This window comes from Nesterenkonia ebinurensis (assembly GCF_008711175.1).
In the GTDB taxonomy this organism is placed as follows: domain Bacteria; phylum Actinomycetota; class Actinomycetes; order Actinomycetales; family Micrococcaceae; genus Nesterenkonia; species Nesterenkonia ebinurensis.
This window is the reverse complement of the sequence record NZ_VWNF01000011.1, coordinates 76,433-99,013: the sequence shown is the minus strand read 5'-3', so window position 1 is coordinate 99,013 and position 22,581 is coordinate 76,433. Positions and strand designations below refer to the sequence as shown.

The following is a 22,581-nucleotide window of genomic DNA, read 5'->3' as shown; positions in this document are numbered from 1 at the left end:
TCCACGCCTGCTGACGGTTCGGGCACTTGCGTATAACGTGTGTGGTGGACGGAAGGAGGCAGATGAGCCAGGGAACGGGCCGGCGCCAGATCGCCCAGCGCAGCACACGCTGGGCGACCAAGGCCGCTGATATCCTCGCTGCCGCCAAGCTCACGCCGAACCAGATCTCGGTGGGATCAGTGCTCTTCGCCGCCCTCGGGGCAGCCGCACTCATCAGCTCCGCCCACACGGAGAACGACGCCGCCCGTGCCGCCTTACTTGCCGCCACCGCGGTCTGCATCCCGCTGCGCCTGCTGCTGAATATGCTCGACGGGATGCTGGCCGTGGAGAAGGGCATGAGCTCCCCGACCGGCGATATCTACAACGAGCTGCCCGACCGGATCGCCGATGTGCTCTTCATCGCCGCAGCCGGCCTGGCCACCGCCGGGCTGGTCACCGCAGGCAGCCTGGACCTCGGTGTGATCCTGGGCTTCACCGCTGCGATCCTGGCGGTGCTCACCGCCTATATCCGCAGCCTCGGGGCCGCTTTGGGCACCGGGAACTTCTTTGACGGACCGCTGGCCAAACCGCACCGGATGTGGCTGCTGATGGCCGGCTGCCTGGCCGCCATCGCCGAACCCTGGCTGCCCTGGGCCCCAGGCTGGATCCTCTTGAGCACCCTGGCCTTGATCGCCCTGGGCTCGCTGCTGACCTGTCTGCGCAGGCTGCGCCGGATCAGCGCGGTGCTGCGCTCTCGCCACCGCGGTTCTTCAGCGCAGGAGGCCCCGTCATGAGCTTCGCAAAACGCGGCCTGGCCAGAGCGATCACCGGATTCGCCGGGGCCCAGGTCATCACCCAGAACGCTGACACAGAGCCCGAGCTGCCCCCACAGGCCATCTACTACGCCAACCATTCCAGCCACCTGGACTTCCTCACCATCTGGGCCGCCCTGCCCGATGAGCTGCAGAAGCGCGCCCGGCCCATCGCAGCCAAGGACTACTGGGGCTCCGGCATCCGCAAATCCATGGCCGAGAAGGTGTTCAACGCCTACCTGGTGGACCGCCACGGTTCGTCCAGCACCCGCCAACGGGCCTCCGACTCCGGGGTCAGCCCCAAAGGTCAAATCCAAGGTATGACAGAAGTTTTGGATCAGGGAGATTCGCTGATCATCTTCCCTGAGGGCACCCGCGGCGACGGCGAATCCATCGCCACCTTCCGCGGCGGACTCTACCGGCTGGCCGAGCACAACCCGCAGATCCCCGTGGTGCCGGTGACCCTGGTCAATGTTGGCCGCATCCTGCCCAAGGGCGAGGTGATCCCGGTCCCGCACCTGTCCAAAGTGGTCTTCTGCGAGCCCATCCGCGTACAGCCGGGGGAGGACCAGGGGAGCTTCCTCACCCGCGCTCGGGCTGTTCTCATTGGCTGCCTTACCGACCACCAAGCCAATTTCGACGGCGAGGGCGACAACAACCGGGAGAACGACGGCGCAGCCCCACCTAACACTGAAAACAGCATCCAGGAGCCTGAAGCATGAGCGGCTGGGAAGTCGGGCTGCTGGACGATACCGCAATCAAACTGCTCGGCGGCGTCGTCATTATTCTCATCATGGCCAGCGCCGCCGCCTGGATCCTGAAGAGTCGGCTCGGCGCCACCGGCACCATCACCAACCTTACTCAGCGGATCAACGCCTGGTGGCTGATGGCCGCGGTGATCGGTGCTGTGCTGGCCGCCGGAGAGACAGTCACCATCGTGCTGTTCCTGCTGCTCTCGCTGCTGGCACTGCGCGAGTTCATCACCATCTCGCCCACCACCCGCGGCGACCATAAGGTCCTGGTCTGGCTGGTGTTCATCATCCCGGCGGTGCACTACTGGTTCATGTGGGAGCACTGGTACGGGATGTTCAGCGTCTTCATCCCGGTCTACGCCTTCCTGTTCCTGCCCGCCCGCAACGCCCTGGCCGGGCAGACCAAGGGCTTCCTGCAGCGTTCGGCCACCATCCAGTGGGCGCTGATGGTCTGCGTCTATGCGATCAGCCACACCCCGGCCCTGCTGCAGCTTCCGGTGGCCATGGAGGTCGGCCGCGAGGCTGCCGAGGGCTCACCGCCGGGCTCTGGCGGTGCCACCGGTGCCCACCTGCTGCTGTTCCTGCTCATCGTGGTCCAGGGTTCGGATGTGCTGCAGTACATCTGGGGCAAGAGCCTCGGCAGACACCCGATCGCACCGAAGGTCAGCCCCAATAAGACCTGGGAGGGCTTCATCGGCGGGGTTCTCTCGGCCACCGCACTGGGTGCCGCACTGTGGTGGCTGACCCCGTTCACCCCGCTGGCCGCAGCGGCCCTGGCACTGCTCTCCTGTGTGATGGGATTCGCCGGCGGGCTGGTGATGTCGGCCATCAAGCGCGACCGCGGGATCAAGGACTTCGGGGCCGCCATCCCCGGCCACGGCGGCATCATGGACCGACTGGATTCGCTGTGCTTCGCCGCCCCGGTCTTCTTCCACGCGGTCCGGTTCTTCTACACATGATCCGCAGCTATAGTGTGCCCTGATGAGTATCATCCACCGCTGGCCGGCATTGACCGCCGTCACCCTCAGCACTGCCCTGGTTCTGACCTCCTGCGGTTTCTTCGACGATGGGGAGGACGACGCCGCCTCCTCGCCCGAGCCTGAGCAGACGCAGCTGGAGACCGCCCCGCCTGAGGGGGAGGGAACGGACGACGCCGAAGAGGAGGACCAGGAGACTGAGCCCTTCGCCACCACCGAGCTGATCGATGTGGCTGAGAACGATCTCGGCTATGTGAGCTTCACCGAACTTGACCAGGAGGATGGGCCAGGCGTGCTGGTCTCCATCCAGCTGTGGAACCTCACCCCCGGTTTCCGCGCGGTGACCATCCATGAGCACGGGCTCTGTGAGATCCAGTCGGAGAACGAATGGGGCCAGGTGGGCGATTTCTACTCCGCCGGCGGGCACCTGCAGGGCCAGCCGGTCGCCGAGGAGGTGATCGAGGGCGAGGAGCTCGAGGAGAGCACCCCGGAGGGCACCGCCCCCCAGGAGGTTCCGCACCCAGACCGGGCCGGCAACTTCCCCAATGTGCTGGTCAACCAGGACGGCACCGGAAGCATCGAGTTCGTCACCGACCGGCTCAGCCAGCAGCTGCTGCTCGAAGACGGTGGCAGGTCTGTGATCGTGCACTCTGACCCCGACCATCACGGGAACATCCCCTCCCGCTACGCGCCCTACGGCCCGGACCAGGAGTCCCAGGCCACCGGCGACACCGGAAGCCGCGTGGCTTGCGGAGTAGTAGGCGAGTAGCACCTGCACTTTGCCCAGGGCTGCCGCCCTGGTTAGGGTGAATGAGCAAACGGTGTGCCGGGAAGTCTGGTCGGCGAAGCAAGAAGCAACGCAATACTGCGTTCATCGGAGCGAATGTAGGATGCTCTGAGCGCATCTGCGCTGCACCACCGCACCTGAACGACCGTGCCGAGCACACAGGAGGCCGATATGTCCCAGCCTCAGCCCGCCCTGTGCCCTGATGCGCTCTGCCGGGCTGGAGGTGCTGTGTGACCCTGCTGGTCCTGCTGTTCCTCACCCTGATTCTGGTCCCTGCCGCCGCAGCGGTGCACACCCTGCTGGGCCGCGACACCGGCTGGTTCGCCGCTGCAGTCCTCTTAGCCCTCGGCTGCCTCACCCTGCCCTGGCTGCCCGGGATCATCGACGGCGAGACCATCGAAGAGCATCTGCCCTGGATCCCCACCGTCGATGTGGGCATCTCGCTCAGAGTCGACGGCCTGGGTATGGTCTTCCTGCTGCTGGTGCTGTTCATAGGGGCGTTGGTGATGGCCTACTCCGCCCGCTATTTCAGCCCGGCCAAGAAGACCAGTGATTACTACGTCTGGATGCTGCTGTTCGTCTTCGCCATGTCCGGCATGGTCCTGGCCGACGACATGATCCTGCTGTTCGTCTTCTGGGAGTTCACCACACTGTGCTCCTTCTTTCTCATCAATCGTTCCGGGGACAAGGCGCCGGCTCCGGCCCAGCGGACGCTGCTGATCACCATGGCCGGTGGGCTCGGGCTGCTCACCGCGGTGCTGTGGATCATTGTGCGCACCGGCACCACCAGCCTCTCGGCGGCCCTGCAGCACGAGGTCTGGGCCGAGGACGCCGTCTTCACCGGCGTGGTGGCCGTGCTCATCGCCTTCGCCGCCTTCACCAAGTCCGCCCAGTTCCCCTTCCACCTCTGGCTGCCCGACGCCATGGTGGCCCCGGCCCCGGTGAGCGCCTATCTGCACGCTGCGGCCATGGTCAAGGCCGGCATCTACCTGCTGTTGCGCTTCTCCCCGGTATTCGAAGGCGTGGTCGTCTGGCAGTCCCTGCTGATCATCTGCGGTCTGATCACCGCCCTGATCGGTGCGCTCTTCGCGCTGCAGCGCCACGACATCAAAGAGATCATGGCCTACTCCACGGTCTCCCAGCTGGGCTTCCTGGTGGCGGTGATCGGCATCGGCACCCCCATCGCGATCGCCGCAGCCACCATCCATGTGATCGCCCACGCGCTGTTCAAATCCAGCCTGTTCATGATGGTCGGCATCATCGAGCACGAGGCCCACTCCCGCGACATCCGCGAGCTCAACGGACTGCGGAAGGCCATGCCGGTCAGCTTGATGATCACCGTGCTGGGCTGCCTGTCCATGGCCGGGGTCCCCCCGCTGTTCGGCTTCGTCTCCAAGGAGAACCTGCTCAAGGGCTTCCTCTCCGCCGGCCATGAGCCTGCGCTCTTCGGCCCCGGCCTGACCTGGACCATCACTCTGCTCGGTGTGCTGGCCGCGGTGGGCACCTTCGCCTACTGCGGCCGGATAGTGCTCGGGATCTTCACCAGCTACCGCGGAGTCGGCAAGCAGGACGCCGGATACAACCCCCCTGACGCGGCCCGCACGGATGCCCGCGCCTCTGCACGGGTCGCAGACCTCAGCAGCCCGGCCGCCACCAAAACGATCGACCCATCCACAGTGCACGAGGCCCCGGCCAGCTTCTACCTGCCAGCCCTGCTGCCGGCACTGGGCGGACTCCTCGGGTTCGCCCCCTTCCTCTTCGACGGACTGATCACCGCCTCCACCCAGGCCTCCACCACCAGCGACTACGAGCCCTACTTCTACCTCTACGGCGGACTGAGCACCGACCTGATGCTCTCGGTGGCGATCATGGGTCTGGGCGTGCTGGCGGTGCTGGCCCGCACTCGGCTGGACAGCCTGATCCCGCGCACCATCCTGCCCTGGACCGGGGTGCAGGTGACCGAGCAGCTGCGCACCGGATCCATCGCCTTCGGCCGCCGGGTGGGCGATCTCACCCGCACCGATATCCACGGTCTGCACCTGGCGGTGCCCGGAATCTTCCTGGCCGGTATTTTCATCGCCGGGGTGCTGCATGTCGGTGAGGTGGGCAGCTTCACCGAGGGCCACACCCGGATGACCGACTGGGTGCTCATCGGCCTGCTTGCTGTCTTCCTGCTGGGTACGGTGCTCGCTGAGTCCCGTACTGCCGCGGTGGTGCTGGCCGGAGGTGCCGGCTTCGTAGTCGGCGCCTGGTACTTCGCCCTAGGTGCGGTCGATGTGGGCATGACCCAGCTGCTGGTGGAGATCCTCACCGTGGTGGTCCTGGTACTGGTGTTGCGCAAACTGCCCCGAAAGTTCCACAGAGTCTCCAAGACCCGCACCACGGTCGCCGCCGCAGTCGCCCTGGCCTTCGGGGCAATGGCCTTCATCGGCACCTATGCGCTCACCGGCCGGCGCGGCCAGTCCCCGGCCGCCCAGTGGTATTTGGAGGAGACCTACGAGACGGTGGGCGCGGTCAACACCGTCAACTCGATCCTGGTGGACTTCCGCGCCCTGGACACCTTCGGTGAGCTCACCGTGCTGGGGGTGGCGGGCTTTGCCATCCTCGCGGTGCTGAACTCCGCCTTCTCCACCTCCGACTCCCACCCGGCGGAGTCCAGGCTGTGGATCGGCACCCCGTTGGACCATGCCGCGGACAACACTCAGGCCATGCGCAGCGTGTTCAACTGGATGGCCCCGTTCATCGTGCTGCTCTCTCTGGTCCTGCTGCTGCGCGGCCACTACGACTCCGGCGGCGGGTTCATCGCCGCCCTGGTGCTCGGCGGGTTCTTCGCCCTGCGGTACCTGGTGGCCCCGTCTGACTCGACGGTGAAACTCCGCTTCGACTACGCCCTGGTGATCGTGGGCGGGATCGCCATCGGTGCGGTCATCGGCCTGGCCGGCTTCCTGGACGGCGCGCAGGGCTCCTACCTGCGACCCATCGTGATCTGGGAAGGCGTGCCGCTGATGCCCTGGGGCTCGGAGGCCGGGTTCACCCTGACCACCGCCCTGGTCTTCGATGTGGGCATCTACCTGGCGGTGATCGGTGCGGTCCTGGTGGCCCTGGACCGACTCGGCCAGGCACAGCGTTACCCGGCAGAGCTGCTCAAAGCCCATATGAAGGCCCAGGGGCAGCAGACCGATGAGATCGCCCAGGTGGAGATGCACGCTGGGGAGGACCCCGGCGACGTTCCTCTCGAAGCGGAGGGCGAGGGCTGGCACCCTCAGCCGCATAAGCCCGTCAGGGGAGGTGATCGCGCATGAGCATCGCCATCGCCGTCGGGCTGCTCACCGCGGCCGCAGTCTATCTGTTCATGCAGCGCGGCATGATCCGGATTGTGCTCGGCTTCATCCTGGCCTCCCATGCGGCCAACCTGCTGCTCTTCGCTGCCGGCAACACCGCTTTCCGCGGGGTGCCCTACATCGGCACCTCCGACTACGGCGAAGGAGCTGACCCGTTGCCCCAGGCCTTCGTGCTCACCGCCATCGTGATCGCCTTCTCCATCACCATGTTCATGGTGACCCTGGCGATCACCACCACCGGCGACGACGACACCGAGAATGACGAGGACTCCCCGGCCAAGGTGCTCTCCGCACCAGATAAGGACGACGCCGCGGGGTCCAAGGTAGACACCGCGGCCACCGGGGCCGTAGGGGCGGCCACCGGAGGGGCCGACGCCTCGCCGATGAGCCCGGTCCATGATTACGCCGGGGTGGATGATGATGCGGCCGTGCCGCCTAACCAGAGGGGGGGAGGAGCCCAGTGACCGAGATTCTCTCCCCGCTGCTGCCGCTGTTGGTGGGCATCCCGCTGCTGATGGGTGCTGTGGGGGCCGCCCTGCGCAAGAATAAGCGCGCCCGGCACATCATCAGTCTGGGCACACTCACGGCTCTGCTGGCCTTCTCGGTGCTGCTGGTCATCGCCACCCACGACGGCACCGTGCTGGCTCATAAAGTCGGCTTCTGGGACTTCGCCCCACAGATCGCCATCCCGTTCGTGGTGGACGCCCTGAACTCCCTGGTGCTGATGATCATCTGCATCCTGGGGATCACCAGTGTCATGTTCGCCATGGCCACCCATGAGGCACGGGCCCGGTTCTACCACCCCTTCGTGCTGATCCTGATGGCTGGTGTGGCCGGTGCTTTGATGACCGGGGATATCTTCAATCTCTTCGTGTTTATTGAGGTCATGCTGCTGCCCAGCTACGGGCTGCTGGCCATGATGGGCGCCAAGCTCGGCGCCCACGGGGCCCGCATCTACGTCTCAGTGAACCTGCTGGCCTCCACTCTGCTGCTCTTCGGCATCGGCCTGGTCTACGCCACCGCAGGCACGGTCAACCTCGCGGAGCTGCACGGGGCAGCTGCGGAGGACAGGGCTGTTGCGGTGGGCGGCGGCGTCGTACTGGCCGCCATCAGCATCAAGGCCGCAGTGGTGCCGGTGCACGGCTGGCTGACCCGCACCTACCCGATGACCAGCCCCGCGGTCACCGCGCTGTTCTCCGGGATCCACACCAAGGTCTCCATCTACGCGATCTACCGGATCTATTCGATCCTCTTCGACGGCGAGGAACGGTTTCTGTGGATCGCTCTGTTGGTGACCTCCCTGACCATGCTGATCGGGGTGCTCGGTGCGATCGGTGAGAAGACCACCCGGTCCATCCTGGTCTTCCACATGATCAGCCAGATCGGCTACATTCTGATCGGCGTGGGCCTGTTCACCGGACTGGGACTGACCGCAGGCATCTTCTACCTGCTGCACCACATGATCGTGAAGGCATCCCTGTTCCTCTCCACCGGGGCGATCGAGGAGACCTACGGCACCGGGGAGATCGATAAGCTCGGCGGCATGGCCAAGCGGGAGCCGCTGATCGCCATCACGTTTATGGTCGCAGCCCTCTCACTGGCCGGGCTGCCGCCCTTCTCAGGGTTCGTGGCCAAGTTCAGCATCATCCAGGCCACCCTGGAACAGGCCCACTACTGGGTGGCTGCTGTGGCAGTGATCGTCTCGGTGTTCACCCTGCTGTCCATGCTGAAGATCTGGGTGGGCGTGTTCATGGGCAAGCCTCCGGCCGATCTGGAGGATCGTGCCCTGTCCTATCAGGAACGGATGCATGGCAAGCGCTACCTGCGGGTCCAGGCGCAGGCGGAGAACCCCACTCTGACCATCGGCCCGCCCACAGCCACCATGTCTGCTGTGCTGGCTGGGGAGCGGGCGGTGAAAGTGCCGGTCAAGCTGATTGTTCCCGGTGCCATCCTGGCCGGGATCACCGTGTTCTTCGGCTTCGGCGCCGAGCTGCTCATGATGCTCTCCGAGACCGCTGCAGAGAACCTGCTGAACCCCCAGGAGTACGTCGACGCTGTGGAGGGAACCTAGGTATGCCGAGACAGAGAGCGATTCGGGCCCCGCGGTGCTCGGCAGAGCAGCGTGGGCCAGGAGCGAACAACGTCAGGGCGGTGATGGGCTCATGATGTGGCCACTGCGGTTCATCAGCTTCTGGCTCTGGTACGCCAAGGAGTTCTTCCTGGCCAATCTGTACGTCACCCTGGACGTGCTGCGGCCCAAGAAACGCATGAAGACCAACCCGGCGATCATCGCAGTGCCGGCAGCCAGTGTCTCCAACACCGAATGGACGCTGATCAGCTGCCTGATCACCCTGACTCCGGGCACCCTGACACTCTCGATCAGCCGGGAGCACAAGATCCTCTACGTGCACGGCATGTTCGTGGACTCCCGGGAGCAGCTGGTGGCGGAGATCCAGGAGATGGAGAACCGCATGCTGCGTGCCCTGCGTCGAGTCCCGGGTGAGTTGGCCAGACCGATTCAAGCCCCCGTCGTCGTACCTTCTGATCTCCCTGAAGAGGGTGATCAGCAGTGATTTCAGAGATCACCCTGGAGATCGCCCTGATCCTGCTGGGGCTGGGCATGCTGCTGGCCGCGGTGCGCGCCTGGCTGGGGCCCAAGATCACCGATCGAGCGGTGGCTGCGGACCTGATCTTCTTCGCCACCATCGGATTCATCGCCCTGATCGGGCTGCGCACCAATATTGAGGCGCTGTTCGACATCATCCTCATCGCCACCCTGCTGGGCTTTATGGCTGCCATCTCGATGGCCAGGCTCGGCTCAGGGGGTCGCCGCTGATGGACCTGCACGTCATAGCGCACACCGCTGGAATGGTGTTCATCTTCCTGGGCATCGTCACCATCATTGTGGCCGGCATCGGCCTATTCCGGCTGCCTGACCTCTACCTGCGCGCCTCAGCCGTGGGCACCTCAGCTGGGCTGGGCGTGGCCTCCATTGTGCTGGGCGTGCTGCTGATGGACTTCAGTTGGCTCAACCTCATCAAGGCCGCAGTGGCGATCGTTGCCCAGCTGCTCACCTCAGCCGTGGGCTCGATGGCCATCGCCCGCTCCGGCTACCTCAACAACTCGCTGCCGGCGGCGATCACCCACACTGATGACCTCCTCAGGACAAGACGGGACTACCGCAGAGAGGCATCGTGAGCGCGATCTGCGAGACACGCCACCTCTCCCATCTCGATAGGCTGTGCGTATGAGCGACCAGAACTCCGCTGATCAGCCCGGACTCGAACCTCACCAGATGCGCCAGCCCAGCGCCGAGACCCATGATGTCTTCGGCGAGGAAGTCACCTATGACGACGCCGCCCACCCCGGCACGGTCTTCGCGGCCGCCGACCAGCCTTATCTGGTCAAGGCCCGGCAGCGTGAGGAGTACGCCGAGACTGAGGTCGCAGATGAGCACGACGACGCCAAGGCAGAGTCTCCGATCCGGCTCACCGGCACCACCTGGAAGTACAGCCTGAAGCGCGCCCTGGCCGAGTTCAGCCGGGATCAGTGCACGGATAAGGCCGCTGCGCTGACCTACTACACGGTGCTCTCGATCTTTCCGGCGCTGATCGCTCTGGTCTCCATCCTGGGGCTGGTGGGGGAGGCGGACAGAGTCACCGGATTCTTTGTGGACATGGTGGCCGATATGACCGACAACGATCCCGATGTGATGGAGACCGTGCAGATGGTGGTCGGCAATATCACCAGCGTCGGAGGAGCCGGCATCGGGCTGGCCGTGGGCATCCTGATAGCGATCTGGACGGCGTCGAACTATGTCAATGCCTTCTCCCGGGCGATGAACCACATCTGGGAGGTCGAGGAGGGGCGGTCCTTCCTGCAGCTGCGCCCGGTGCTCTACCTGGTCACTGTGGTGCTGATCCTGCTGGTGGCCGCCGCCGGGGTGATGCTGGTGGTCTCCGGACCGATTGCAGAATCTATCGGCAATGCGGTGGGCCTGGGGGAGACCGCGGTGACGGTGTGGAACTGGGCCACCCCGTTTGTGCTGATCCTGATCGCTGCCGGCGGGATTGGGCTGCTGTACTCCACCACCCCGAATATCCGGCAGCCTGGGCCCAAGTGGACCTCAGCCGGAGCGCTGATCACCATTGTGGTGATGATTCTGACTACTGCAGGTGTGGCGCTCTACGTGATGAACTTCGCCAACTATGAGGCCACCTTCGGCGCCCTGGCCAGCGTGATTATCTTCATGTTCTGGGTATACATCATGAACACCGTGCTGCTGCTGGGTGCGGAGCTGGACTCCGAACTGGAGCGCGGACGTCAGCTGCAGGCGGGCATCGAGGCCGAGCGCACCATTATGCTTCCGCCACGGGCCACCAAGGGCCTGGAGAAGAAGAACGTCAAGTACGAGAAGCTGGTGGCGGCCGGGCACGCGCTGCGCGCTTCCCGCGGTGAGACCAGCGATCCGGAGCAGATCTGGCGGCGCTGAAACGCTCCAGCTCAGGGCGCTGCTGAGAGCCTCTGCGGGGCCTTCCCATAGAGGAATTCTGCCGTGACCTGCCGCACGCCGCGTAATATTACGTAATATTTCGTTGGATGGAATTCCGGGGTGCTGTTCACCTGTCGCTCACGCTGCGTTACGGCCGTGTTTCTTAGGCTGCGTCAACTATCCGAGAACCTTGGGGAAGCTTGGGTTAACCTGGATTCTTCCTGGACTAGGACTTCCCCGGAATATCGCGGAACTCGCTGAGATGAGAGGATGAAAGCGGTGCTGGGGCCATGTGTTTCGGTTGTGTTGAATGCCTCGGCTTGACTTCTCGGGAAGCTGCGCTAACACACTATTTCGGCGCTCTACCCAGCGGTAACGATTCGGTTACAGGACCCTGGAATGTCTCACTCTGCGAGCCGCTGAGTCGTAATGTGGTGCGCACCTAAAGTGCTGGTGTGTGACGTACTGCACCAAGCACTTCGCACCTAATTGCATGAGGAGCAACACGTGAAACTACGCAAACTCTCTGCTGCTGCGGCCATTCTGGCCTCCAGCGCATTGGTTCTGTCGGGGTGCACCCCTGGCGATGACGACGACACCGGCAACGGTGACGAAGTCACCGACGAAAACGGTGATGAGAACGGTGAAGAAGACGGTACCGGCGTCGAGGAAGGCACTGGCGGTGAATACGACCAGGAGGGTGCCCTCTACACGGTGATTCCCGACTCGGGCGCCCGCGCTGAGCTTCCTGAGAACTTTGAGACTGCCGAGGACACCATCATCGCTTCCACCGGTGCGGTGCCCTTCATCAACGTGAACAACGACCACGCTGGTGCCAACTCGGTGAACAACTCTGTGGTGGCCGGTCGGATGGGTTCCGGCTTCTGGTACTTCGGCACCGATCTCTCGATCGTGCCCAATGATGAGTTCGGCACCTATGAGGTCACCAACGAGGAAGATCCGCTGGTGATCGAGTACTCCATCAACGAGGAGGCCATCTGGTCGGACGAGACTCCGATCACGGTACGTGACTACCAGCTCGGCTGGATCTCCCAGGCCTACAGCTCTGAGGACCACGAGGGTGACGCCGGGTTCAACCCCTCCGGAGCCTCTTTCTACTCCTACGTGCCTGAGGGCTTCCAGTACGACAGCCTGGACGACACCGACTTCAGCATTGAGCTGCCGGATTACTACGCCGACTGGGAGTTGCTGGTCTCTGGTCCCGGACTGCCCTCGCACATCGTTGCTGAGCAAGCCGGGCTGAGCCTCGAGGAGTTCGACGCCGCCATCGACGAGGGAGACGTCGCCGTACTGGAGGAGATCGCTGAGGTCTGGAACGAGGGTATGGGCCATGCAGGCGACTGGGACCCGGACATCGCACTGTCCTCCGGCCCCTACCAGCTGGCTGACTGGAACTGGCAGGGTGAAGAGTCCGGCGGCTCCGTGACCCTGGAGCCCAACCCCAACTGGTGGGGCACCCCGCCCGGCGTGGACACTCTGATCTTCACCTTCGAGGACGAGTCCACCCACGTTCAGGCTTTGGAGAACTACGACATCCACATCATCGAGCCGCAGGCCGATGAGGACGTCCGGTTGAATCTGGACTCCCTGGCCGAGACCGGCGAGTTCGTGGTCCACGAAGGCGACCAGGCCACCTGGGAGCACATCGATTTCCAGTACCAGCAGGGCCCGTTCGCTGAGACCCCGGAGCTGGCTGAGGCCTTCGCCCTCTGCCTGCCGCGTGAGGAGATCGTCGACCAGCTCATCGTGCCGGTCTTTGAGGATGCTGAGGTGCTCAACGCCCGAGAGGTGCTCAGCTTCGAGGAGAACTACGACGACTTTGTGGCTGAGTCCTACGACGGCCGCTACGATGAGGTCGACGTTGAGGCCGCTGCTGCGATCCTCGAAGAGCACGACGCCGTGGGCACCACTGTGGAGATCAACCACTTCGGCCAGCCCCGCCGCCACGCCGCCGTTGAGATCATCAACACCTACTGTGGCGAGGAGGGCGCAGGCTTCGACATCGTTGACGCCGGTGATCCCGACTTCTCCGCCGCGCTGCTCGACGGTGAATGGTCCGGTGTCGCAATGTTCGCCTGGGCAGGCTCCGGCCAGATCGTCTCCGGTCTGAACATCTACTCCTCCGGTGGTGCCCAGAACGCCACCGGCTTCGCCAGCGACACCGTTGATGAGCAGTGGGGCGTGGTGGCTGACAACGTCAGCGACGAAGAGCGCTTCGATGCCCTGGTGCAGATAGAGCAGGCTCTCTGGGACGACTTGCACGGCATCCCGATGTACGTGCACCCAGGCATTGTGGCCTCCGACGCCTCGATCGCCAACGTTCGCCTGACCGCCGCGCAGACCGCGATTCCGTGGAACGCTGAGCAGTGGCAGCGGGCAGAGGCCACCGCAGAGTGATGTGAGTTCCCTGATCCAGGGAACATCTGAACCACTCTGACGACGACGGTCCGCTAAGGGGCCCGGCAGAGACCATCTGCCGGGCCCCTGGCGGTCCTCGTACTGCGAACCGTACGGAACGGAAGGCGATCAAGCACCGTGCTGAAATATATCTTCAAACGCTTCGGGCGGCTGTTTCTAGTCCTTTTCGGAGCCTCATTCATCTGCTTCTACCTCATCGTCCACTCCGGGGACCCGCTGGCGGACCTCCGCGAGTCCACTGATGCTGATGCCGAGTTCCAGATGGAGACCCGGGCGCAGCACCTGAACCTGATGCTGCCCTGGACAGACCAGTACTACATGCCCTGGTACGAGCGCTACTGGGACTGGCTCACCGGGGTGCTGGGCTGTCTGGACCCCACCGACAACATCATCGGTGAATGTGACTGGGGCACCACGGTCAACGGCGGCGATGTCACTGCACAGATCGCCAACGCCGCAGAAGTCTCGCTGCGCCTGGTGCTCATCGCCACGCTGCTCTCGATTGTGCTGGGCATTCTCACCGGGATCGTCTCAGCCATGCGCCAGTACTCGATCTTCGACTACTCGATGAGCTTCGTGATGTTCCTGTTCTGGTCGCTGCCCCTGTTCTGGGCCGCGGTGATTGCCAAGGAATACCTGGCCATCCGCTACAACAACTGGATGGCGGACCCTCATTTCAATCAACAGACCATCTTAATCGTCGCGGTCGCCCTGGCTATCGCCATACCGCTGATCATCGGCGGAAGCGCCCGGCGGCGAATCATCACCGGTGTGGTGATGTTTGCCTATACCTGCACGGTGATGCCCTTCCTAGACCACATCCACTTCATGGAGGAGCCTCGGTTGGGCACCGGGTTCATCACCGTGGGAGCTGTGGTGTTGGCCGTAGGGTTCACCGCCCTGATTGCCGGAATGCAGAACACCAAAGTGCTGGTCTCCGGGCTGATTGTGGCTGCCCTCGGCGTCACCGCCTACTTCGCCACCTGGGACATGCTGCGCGCTGCCGAGAGCTACTGGGTGCCGCTTGGACTGTTCGCCCTGACCATTGCGGTCAGCGTTGCAGTGGGTCGGCTCTTCGGCGGGTACGCCAAGGGCCAAGCCACCGCCGTCTCACTGCTCACCGGCATTCTGACCTCAGCGATAATCCTGCTGGACCATTACATGTACAGCTGGCCCGGCTTGCTCTCGGTCAAACCACGCCCGGTGCGCACCATCGGCGAATCCAGCCCGAACCTGCGCACGGATGACTTCTGGGTGATCTCCCTGGACCATCTCAGCCAGCTCTGGCTGCCCACCCTGGTCATGATGCTGACCTCACTGGCCACCTACACCCGCTACACCCGAAGCTCCATGCTTGAGGTCGCCCAGCAGGACTACATCCGCACCGCACGTGCCAAGGGCGTCACCGAGCGCACCGTGGTGCTCAAACACGCCTTCCGCAACGCCATGATCCCGCTGGCCACCATTGTGGCCTTCGACTTCGCAGGCTTGGTCGGCGGCGCGATCATCGTGGAACGTGTCTTCGGCTGGAACTCCATGGGCACCATGTTCATCACCGGGCTGACCAACGTCGACCCAGCGCCGGTGATGGCAGTAATCATCTTTACCGGAGGCATCGCGGTGATCTTCAACTTCATCGCTGACATCCTCTACGCCGTCCTCGACCCAAGGATCCGAGTATGAGCAACGAACAGACTCCCGAACAGACAGATGCTGAGCTCGAGCAGCAGATGGTCGATCTGGCCGAGGTCGAGGACGCCAAGCTCACCGCCGGTCAGAAGTCCTACTCCCAGGGCCAGCTGATCCGTCGGCGCTTCTTCTCCCATGTGCCGGCCATGATCTCACTGGTGGTGCTTACGGTGATCACCGTGATGGCCTTCACCTCGGTGGGCTACGGCATCATCCCCGGCTGGTGGCAGCACCCCTTCCGGCTTCCGCAAGGGGCGGTATTGGTCAACGGCGGCCAGCCCACCATGTTCACCGACGGCCAGATCTTCGGCCCTCATCCTTTCGGCCAGGACAGCCTGCCCCGCGATATCTTCGCCCGGGTGATGCGCGGAACCCAGCAGTCGCTGATCATCGGCGTGGTGGTGGCCTTCGTCTCCTCGGTGATCGGCATCCTCATCGGAGCGATCGCGGGCTATTTCCGCGGCAAGATTGAGTCGGTACTGATGACCATCACCGACTTCGTGATTGTGGTGCCGCTGCTGGTCATCGCCGCCATCCTCGGCAGCACCGTCTCGAATATGCCCTTCGCGCCCTTTCCGCTGGCCATCATGCTCGGCATCGTGAGCTGGACCGGCATGGCCCGCCTGGTGCGCGCTGAGGTGCTCTCGCTGCGTGAGAAGGAATACGTAGCCGCTGCGATCGCGATGGGCGCATCTCCCTGGCGCATTATCGGTAAGCACATGCTACCCAACTCCATCGGGGTGATCATCGTCAACGCTTCCTTCACGGTGGCTGCGGTCATCCTGCTGGAATCCACCCTGTCCTACCTCGGCATGGGCATCCGCCCGCCGGAGGTCTCCTTGGGCCTGCTGGTCTCAGAGGGCGAGTCGGCCATCAACACCCGGCCACACCTGTTCTGGATCCCCGGCATCTTCATCCTGGTCATCACCCTGTGCGTGAACTTCGTAGGGGACGGGCTGCGCGATGCCTTCGACCCTCGCCAGCAGCGCAAGGGCGACCGGCGTCCGGGCTTGCGCCAGGTGATAGGGCTGCGCGGCTTCGCCATGGCACAGCGCCGCAATGAGCAGATCGGTGCCGATGCTTCCAGCCAGCCCACCGGCCCGCATATTGTGCCCGGCAGTAATAACCCACGAACCAACCAGCTGCAGTTCTGGAGGAAGAAGTGACCGAGAACAGCACACAGGAGACCACTCCGAAGGTCTCGAACCCCTGGGTACCTGCGATCCTCTCCCTGGTCGTGGCCGGACTCGGGCAGATCCTCATCCTCAAACAGCGGGAGTTCGGGGTCAAGCTGCTCATCGCCTGGCTGGTGCTGGGCATCGGTCCCACCCTGGTGATGACTCCGCTGCGCACCGGCGGCACCCATGTCAACCGGGAAGCGCTGAACCTGGCCGACACGGTGGCGCTCTCCACCCTGGGCATCGGTCTGATGATCGCTGTCTTCGCAGCCGTCACCGCATACCGCAGCGCCTTGCCCGAGCCGGAGGAAGACGAGGCTACCAAGGCCGCCCGGCCGCCCAAGGCCGCACTGAGCTTCCAGGACATCGCAGTCAGCTTCACCACGGAGTTCGGCACCGTGGATGCGGTCAAGGGCGTCAGCTTCGATGTGATGCCTGGTGAAGTGGTAGCCGTGGTCGGCGAGTCTGGCTCCGGAAAATCAGTGACCTCAGCCACAGCTATGGGTTTGGTGCCGAAGAACGGCACGGTTTCCGGAAAGGCGTTCCTCAACGGCAAAGAAATTACTGCAATGGACGATGCTGGGCTCCGCAAGCTGCGTGGCTCGGAGGTCTCGATGGTCTTCCAGGAGCCAATGACCGCACTGAACCCGGTGCTCAAGGTCTCCGACCAGCTCAAGGAAGCTATGGAGGTCCATGGTGTGGCCTTCGGCAAACAGGCATTGGCAAAGGGCATTGAGCTGCTGGAGCAGGTCGGCATTCCCGACGCGGCCAACCGGATCCACGAGTACCCCCATCAGTTCTCCGGCGGCCAGCGTCAGCGCATTGTGATCGCCATAGCGATCGCCTGCAACCCCTCAATGATCATCGCCGATGAGCCCACCACGGCACTGGATGTGACCGTCCAGGCTGAGATCCTGGATCTGCTGCGTCGGCTGAAGGACGAGATCAACACCGGTATCCTGCTCATCACTCACAACATGGGTGTAGTAGCAGATATGGCCGACCGCGTCGTCGTGATGTTTCAGGGCGAGGTGGTGGAGTCTGGGAAATCTGAGGACATCTTACTCAACCCACAGCACCCCTACACCATCCGGTTGCTGGAGGCCATGCCCAAGCTGCACCAGAAGGTGGACTTCGAGGTCACCTCGGTGGAGGAGCCTGCCGCTGAAGAGGCAGCACTGCCAGATGAGGACAGGATCAGCGGCGAGGTCGCCATTGAAGGCAAAGACCTCGCCCTGGCCTACCGGCACCGGAACAAGCTGACCCGGGTCGTGGAGGATGTGAACTTCGTCGTACCCAAGGGCGAGATTCTGGGACTTGTGGGCGAATCGGGCTCTGGCAAGTCCACCATCGCCAAGGCCGTGCTCGGACTGCTGGAGGTTGAGCAGGGCGAACTGCTGATCCGCGGGAGGAACCTGCCCACGCTCTCCCGCGCTGAGCGCAAGATCGCCCGGCGAGAGATTGGCGTGGTGTTCCAAGATCCCGCTGCTTCGCTTGATCCGCGCTTCCCGATCGGTGATCTCATCACCGAGCCGTTGGTGGTGCACAAGGTCGGCTCGCCCAAGGATCGTAAACAGCGGGCCGCGGAGCTCATCAATGCGGTGAAGCTGCCGGCCAATGTGATCAACCGCTACCCGCATGAGCTCTCCGGCGGCCAGCGGCAGCGCATCAGCATTGCCCGCGCCCTGGCGCTGAGCCCCTCCATCCTGATCGCCGATGAGCCCACTTCTGCCCTGGATGTCTCAGTGCAGGCCCGGGTGTTGGAGATGTTCGCCGAACTGCAACAGCAGTACGAGTTCGCCTGCCTGTTCGTCACCCACGATCTGGCAGTGGTGGACCAGCTGGCTGACCAGATCATGGTGCTGGAGAAGGGCCGTGTGGTGGAACAGGGCCATAAGAACCAGATCCTGCGCAATCCGGTGATGGACTACACTAAGCGGCTGCTGGCTGCTGCTCCAGTGCCGGATCCGCTCCAGCAGAAGGAGCGCCGTGAGGCCCGCCGGGAGCTGTTGACCGCCCAAGGGCTGCTCACTGACTGACCCGCCTTACCAGTAGAATCCGCAGGTGACTTCCGAGCAGCCCCCCTCCGACCTCATTGCCTTCTACAGCCGCGGTCGTGACGAACAGTGGCAGCAGAAGAAGCGGGAGAACTACCGCAAGTGGCGGCGGCGCACCATCGCGATCACTGCAACGGTTGCGGTGGGTGGTTTCGTCACACTCTCGGTGGTCTACAACATGCACCGCGAGTGGGGAATCATTGATGCCCTGGGCCTGACTTGCGGGGAGTACGTCCACATCGGTGAGCCGAGTCAGGCCGAGCAGCCCTTCCACTCTTGGCAGGAGCATCTGGCCTATGTGGCTGAGCAGAGCTCCGACCAGACTGAGGCGTTAGAGACCGCCGCCGAGGCTGTGGCAGAGGACATAAGTGCAGTGCCGGTCCTCGGTGCCTACCGCGGACCAGTGCCCACTGCCCGGGAGTTCTCAGCTGCTGTTTTCGGCGAGGAGCTAATCATCGGCCACCATGATGAGATGTGGTCGGGCACCGACCGGGTCTCAGTGCTGGACCCGGACACTGCTGAAATCAGCTTCACCGCCGAGACCGTCCATCCCACCCGGGACCACGACCTGGCTGACGATGCCCGCCGCCGGGTGCTCTACGGCATCGGGGCTGCCGGGACCCATATCATTCTGCAAACCCCTACCTATCACGGGAACACTGATGTGGTGATCATTGACAGGGCTGAGGGCCACGAGACGGACTGCCTCCGGCTCGACGGTGGGATCGACACCTCCCAGTTCCTCTCCGAGCACCCCGAGGAGACCGGTGCCTGGCCCCAGGTGCTCAACCTGAACGCCGGGCAGGTCGGTGAGACGGAGTTCCTCATCCACCACGGTCATTCCCCGGAGACTCGGCACCAGCTCAGCCGGGTGGATATCGCCACCACCGAGGCTGGCGAACCTCAGGAGGTTGAACCGCTGCCGGGTACCGATACCGAGCTGGAGGTGCCCGAAGAAGTGGTTGCCCAGATCGGCACAGAGGGACTGCGCCTGGACTCCGTTGGGGAAGAGCACTACCTGCTCAGCTGGGAGGCCGGATACATCATCTTCCAGAGTGACTGAGTTTTGAGTCCGCGGAGAGTGAGTCGAGCCAGATCACACACTGCGGATGTGCCTCGCCGCCCAGGACAGGGCCACGGCGATCGCAATGAGAGGTACGCCCAGGATCACTAGACTGACCGGGCCTACCGCGGTGACATCCATCGCGGCCAAGGCGGCAAGCCCGAACAGCAGTGATAATGCCACTCCGGGAAGTAGCGAGGTAAGCAATTGAGTTCGGAGGCACGTCCCGAGGTCGTGGCGTGACCAGCCAACCGCGCGAAGCATCACATGCTGCCGCCCGGCCTGCCGCAGAGACTGCCTGATCCCCATCCCGAACATTAGGACTCCTGCAGTGACCGCACCTGCGGCCAGAACAGTCTGCGGCAACAGCACTTCGGCATTGACCAGGTTCGCGATACGAGTCACACCGGCCTGCGTCCGAGAGGTGAGTATGACAACCACAAACGCGGAAGCTGTTGAGACCAGTACCAGTAGAGACAAGGCGCTCAGTGTCATTGCCAGCGGCGAGGCCAAGGCCAGCCGACGGCCGATTCCCGAGGGAGTACGGGCAGCAGCGCCTGAGCTTGAGACATTCCTGCTGCGTCCTGGCTGAGTTTTCGCAGATGCGGCGCCTATGGCGGTGACAAGGATCGTGACCAGAAGGGCAGCAGCTGCCGATGCTGCTGCGACCCTGGGGAGGATGGATGTGGAGAGCAGGATAGCGAGAGTCGCGGCAGCGGTAGTCATGATTGCCAGAGGGAGGTCCTCACTGAGGAACCAACGGCGGACACGGGTGCGGGGCCAGCCCAGTGAAGTGAGCAGGGCGGCCTCTTTTCGTCGCGTTCTTATTCCTGCCAGCTGAACCGCGCAGGCCAGAGTCGCGACTCCGGCAAGAGCAACTGTCAGCAGCAGCCATGAGGCAGTCAGCTGCGCATCTTCGACCTGGACAGCCGCACCGAGCGATGTCCATTCCTCCACCGTCCAACCGAGGTCAGTGCGGTCTTCGAAGAACTCAGGAAGGTAGACGCCTACCGGGGCCAGGCTGGAGCCGGCGACCACGCGGACCTCTAAGCCGAGATCCTCGATGTGGGAGGCAACCTCGCCGATGCGGTTGAGGTTCTCAGGGGAGTATTCCTCCACACCGGCCACGCGCACTCGGACAACATCAACCCGCAGCTCCTCACGGTACGAATGATAGGCATCCAGGGTCGTAATGACGCCAGGGGAGTTCAGCAGCGCTCCGCGGCCGCTGAACGATGGTGGGAGGTTACCGCCTTCGTGCTCACCGGGCTGCACGATTGTTGACTCGGCTGGTGCGTACAGGCCCAGAGGAACGTAGGAAGCGGAGTCAACGTCGATGACCTCGCCTGGAGTGTAACTGTCCACTGGCACTAAGAGAGTTCCATTCGGAGGGCGAGCGTCAAAGTCCAGGTTCCGGTACCAGGGCCGGTACCGCTGCTCGCGGGAGGTGCGCTCTGCATCGAGGACGTGGAAGCCCTGAGGCTCATTGACCAGAGCGGCCTCGACGTTCTCCGGCGCATCTTCCAGCTTCTCGCCCTCGGCCTCACTGCGCTGGATTCGTCCCGGCATCCAGTCAGGAGTGACCTGGGCGGTCTCAGCCTCAGCGAATCGGGTGGGTTCCTCAGTGCCCTCCAAGGCGAAACCGACATTGAGCTGCGGGATGAAAGGCACAAGGTTCTCAGTGATGTTGACCGTATGGACTTCTGCATCTGCCGGTGGGTCCTCGTAGACGATCTCCCCGTAGTTCTCGTACTCACTGGCAGCATCCAGATCAAGGCCCTCGAATACCGCCATCTCAGGGAACGCAGCTTCGGCGATCAGCTCAGGGTATTCGGTCTCCGAATAGACGATAGGAATTATCGGGCCGGCCTGCACATGCTCAACGCCGTCCACGCCGATAGGCAGACCGTCTTCATCGAAGTCTAGGTCCTCCCAGTCAATTGCCTCGAAATCAGTATCAGCGTCGTCCCAGATGAGCTCGCTATTGCCTGAGAAGACCCGCTCATGGATATGCGGGTAGCGCTCACGATCGACCAGATCGGCCAGGCACTCCCCTGGGGGTCGTTCAGCGAGCGGATCCCCTTCGCAGGGTTCTTCGCCAGTGCTGCGCTGGGCCTCTTCGAACTCGATCAAAGTGTCGAGGAATCCGCCCGCCTCACCTATGAGCTCCCGTTCGGACTGGGGGTCTACAGCAACCATGCTGCTGTAGAGCTCAGGCACCACCTCGAAGGTGTCATACAGCACCGCTGGTTGATCGGGGTCTTGGTTCTCTGCGTTGCCGGCGTCGCGCCAGGTGTCGCATTCGCAGCGGATACTTTCCACGACGTCGAAGATTTTGAGGGAAGGAACATCCTCGGACGAGTAGGTTGTCTCTCCAGCCTCAGGATCCCACTCAGGAATGGTGACATTGTCCAGGCCGGTGAGGAAAAGGCTCTCGGAGGGGCTGGACTGCAGATGGCGCAGCTGCATCCCATCGTCATACATGATGGAGACAGCACCCTTGAATGCTCGGGCATCGTCGAAGAACCCGTTCTCATCCCATTCCTCGACCATCGCGCCTACGGGTGCTTCCAGAGCAGGACTTGCGAACTGTCCGATGAATGCCAGCGGTGCGGCTACCTCAACCTCAGGCATGGTTGCGATCGAGTCGAGTTCGTACTCGGTGATATGCGCTTCGCCAGTGAGGCTGGCGAAATTCTGCTCGATGAGACCGCCGGTCTCCTCGGCAGAGTCGGTGAGACCACCTTGTGGGGTTACCAGTAGGTCATAGTGGCCTCGCCAGTTCTCACTGACTGTAGTCTGCACCGCAGCACCGGTCTGTTCAGTGATCTGTGAGGCAGCGATCATGGTGACGCCCAGCAGCAGGCAAGTCAGCAGTGCTGCGAAGGTGCGGGTCACACGGTTTGCGTAGCGGGAAAGCATCCCGGGCCACGCTACCGAGCTGTTAAGCTTCTATCAAGCTTTTGTTGATCGACGGTGTGGCGCCATGGTATCCGGCGCACCGCGTACACTAGT

At 63.5% G+C, this 22,581-nt stretch carries 17 protein-coding genes; 16 read left to right on the top strand and 1 reads right to left on the bottom strand.

The genetic code is table 11. From position 1 onward, the window contains the following. The first annotated feature begins 62 nt into the window (after positions 1-62). The 16 genes from F0311_RS04270 to F0311_RS04195 all read left to right on the top strand — a co-directional run bounded on the left by F0311_RS04270 (position 63) and on the right by F0311_RS04195 (position 19,566). Positions 63-773, top strand: a complete 711-nt coding sequence (locus F0311_RS04270; protein WP_150460719.1) for a CDP-alcohol phosphatidyltransferase family protein — start codon at positions 63-65, stop codon at positions 771-773. Then, positions 770-1,513, top strand: a complete 744-nt coding sequence (locus F0311_RS04265; RefSeq protein WP_150460718.1) for a lysophospholipid acyltransferase family protein — start codon at positions 770-772, stop codon at positions 1,511-1,513. The genes F0311_RS04270 and F0311_RS04265 overlap by 4 nt, the downstream gene beginning before the upstream one ends. Next, positions 1,510-2,502 carry a phosphatidate cytidylyltransferase gene (locus F0311_RS04260; RefSeq protein WP_150460717.1) on the top strand — a complete coding sequence of 331 codons (993 nt, stop codon included), beginning with the start codon at positions 1,510-1,512 and terminating at the stop codon, positions 2,500-2,502. Before F0311_RS04265 ends, F0311_RS04260 begins: the two co-directional genes overlap by 4 nt. Before the next feature lie 22 nt (positions 2,503-2,524). Continuing rightward, on the top strand, positions 2,525-3,289 hold the full coding sequence (locus F0311_RS04255; RefSeq protein ID WP_150460716.1) for a superoxide dismutase family protein: 765 nt from the start codon (positions 2,525-2,527) through the stop codon (positions 3,287-3,289). Between the two features lie 248 nt (positions 3,290-3,537). Beyond that, complete coding sequence (locus F0311_RS04250) at positions 3,538-6,609, top strand: DUF4040 family protein (protein ID WP_150460715.1); 3,072 nt, start codon at positions 3,538-3,540, stop codon at positions 6,607-6,609. Further along, positions 6,606-7,112 carry a sodium:proton antiporter gene (locus tag F0311_RS04245; RefSeq protein WP_150460714.1) on the top strand — a complete coding sequence of 169 codons (507 nt, stop codon included), beginning with the start codon at positions 6,606-6,608 and terminating at the stop codon, positions 7,110-7,112. Before F0311_RS04250 ends, F0311_RS04245 begins: the two co-directional genes overlap by 4 nt. Then, the gene (locus tag F0311_RS04240; RefSeq protein ID WP_223881127.1) at positions 7,109-8,719 is read left to right on the top strand and encodes a monovalent cation/H+ antiporter subunit D family protein; all 1,611 of its coding nucleotides are present in this window, start codon (positions 7,109-7,111) and stop codon (positions 8,717-8,719) included. Before F0311_RS04245 ends, F0311_RS04240 begins: the two co-directional genes overlap by 4 nt. Before the next feature lie 91 nt (positions 8,720-8,810). Beyond that, positions 8,811-9,221, top strand: coding sequence for a Na+/H+ antiporter subunit E (locus F0311_RS04235; protein WP_150460713.1), 411 nt, complete (start codon positions 8,811-8,813; stop codon positions 9,219-9,221). Continuing rightward, the gene (locus tag F0311_RS04230) at positions 9,218-9,484 is read left to right on the top strand and encodes a monovalent cation/H+ antiporter complex subunit F (protein ID WP_150460712.1); all 267 of its coding nucleotides are present in this window, start codon (positions 9,218-9,220) and stop codon (positions 9,482-9,484) included. Before F0311_RS04235 ends, F0311_RS04230 begins: the two co-directional genes overlap by 4 nt. After that, positions 9,484-9,846, top strand: a complete 363-nt coding sequence (locus F0311_RS04225; RefSeq protein ID WP_223881126.1) for a cation:proton antiporter — start codon at positions 9,484-9,486, stop codon at positions 9,844-9,846. Before F0311_RS04230 ends, F0311_RS04225 begins: the two co-directional genes overlap by 1 nt. A gap of 49 nt (positions 9,847-9,895) precedes the next feature. Further along, positions 9,896-11,140: a YihY/virulence factor BrkB family protein gene (locus tag F0311_RS04220; protein WP_223881125.1), complete on the top strand. Its 1,245-nt coding sequence runs from the start codon at positions 9,896-9,898 to the stop codon at positions 11,138-11,140. A 507-nt stretch (positions 11,141-11,647) separates the two neighbouring features. Beyond that, positions 11,648-13,558 carry an ABC transporter substrate-binding protein gene (locus F0311_RS04215; protein ID WP_150460710.1) on the top strand — a complete coding sequence of 637 codons (1,911 nt, stop codon included), beginning with the start codon at positions 11,648-11,650 and terminating at the stop codon, positions 13,556-13,558. A gap of 138 nt (positions 13,559-13,696) precedes the next feature. Continuing rightward, positions 13,697-15,262: an ABC transporter permease gene (locus tag F0311_RS04210; RefSeq protein ID WP_150460709.1), complete on the top strand. Its 1,566-nt coding sequence runs from the start codon at positions 13,697-13,699 to the stop codon at positions 15,260-15,262. Beyond that, a complete protein-coding gene (locus tag F0311_RS04205; RefSeq protein WP_150460708.1) occupies positions 15,259-16,434 on the top strand; it encodes an ABC transporter permease in 1,176 nt (391 codons plus the stop codon). Before F0311_RS04210 ends, F0311_RS04205 begins: the two co-directional genes overlap by 4 nt. Beyond that, positions 16,431-18,485: a dipeptide ABC transporter ATP-binding protein gene (locus tag F0311_RS04200; protein WP_223881124.1), complete on the top strand. Its 2,055-nt coding sequence runs from the start codon at positions 16,431-16,433 to the stop codon at positions 18,483-18,485. The genes F0311_RS04205 and F0311_RS04200 overlap by 4 nt, the downstream gene beginning before the upstream one ends. 25 nt (positions 18,486-18,510) lie before the next feature. Further along, positions 18,511-19,566, top strand: a complete 1,056-nt coding sequence (locus F0311_RS04195; protein WP_150460707.1) for a hypothetical protein — start codon at positions 18,511-18,513, stop codon at positions 19,564-19,566. A gap of 33 nt (positions 19,567-19,599) precedes the next feature. Here the strand turns inward: F0311_RS04195 and F0311_RS04190 are convergent, their stop codons facing one another. Next, positions 19,600-22,464: a hypothetical protein gene (locus F0311_RS04190; protein ID WP_150460706.1), complete on the bottom strand. Its 2,865-nt coding sequence runs from the start codon at positions 22,462-22,464 to the stop codon at positions 19,600-19,602. Positions 22,465-22,581 lie beyond the last annotated feature (117 nt).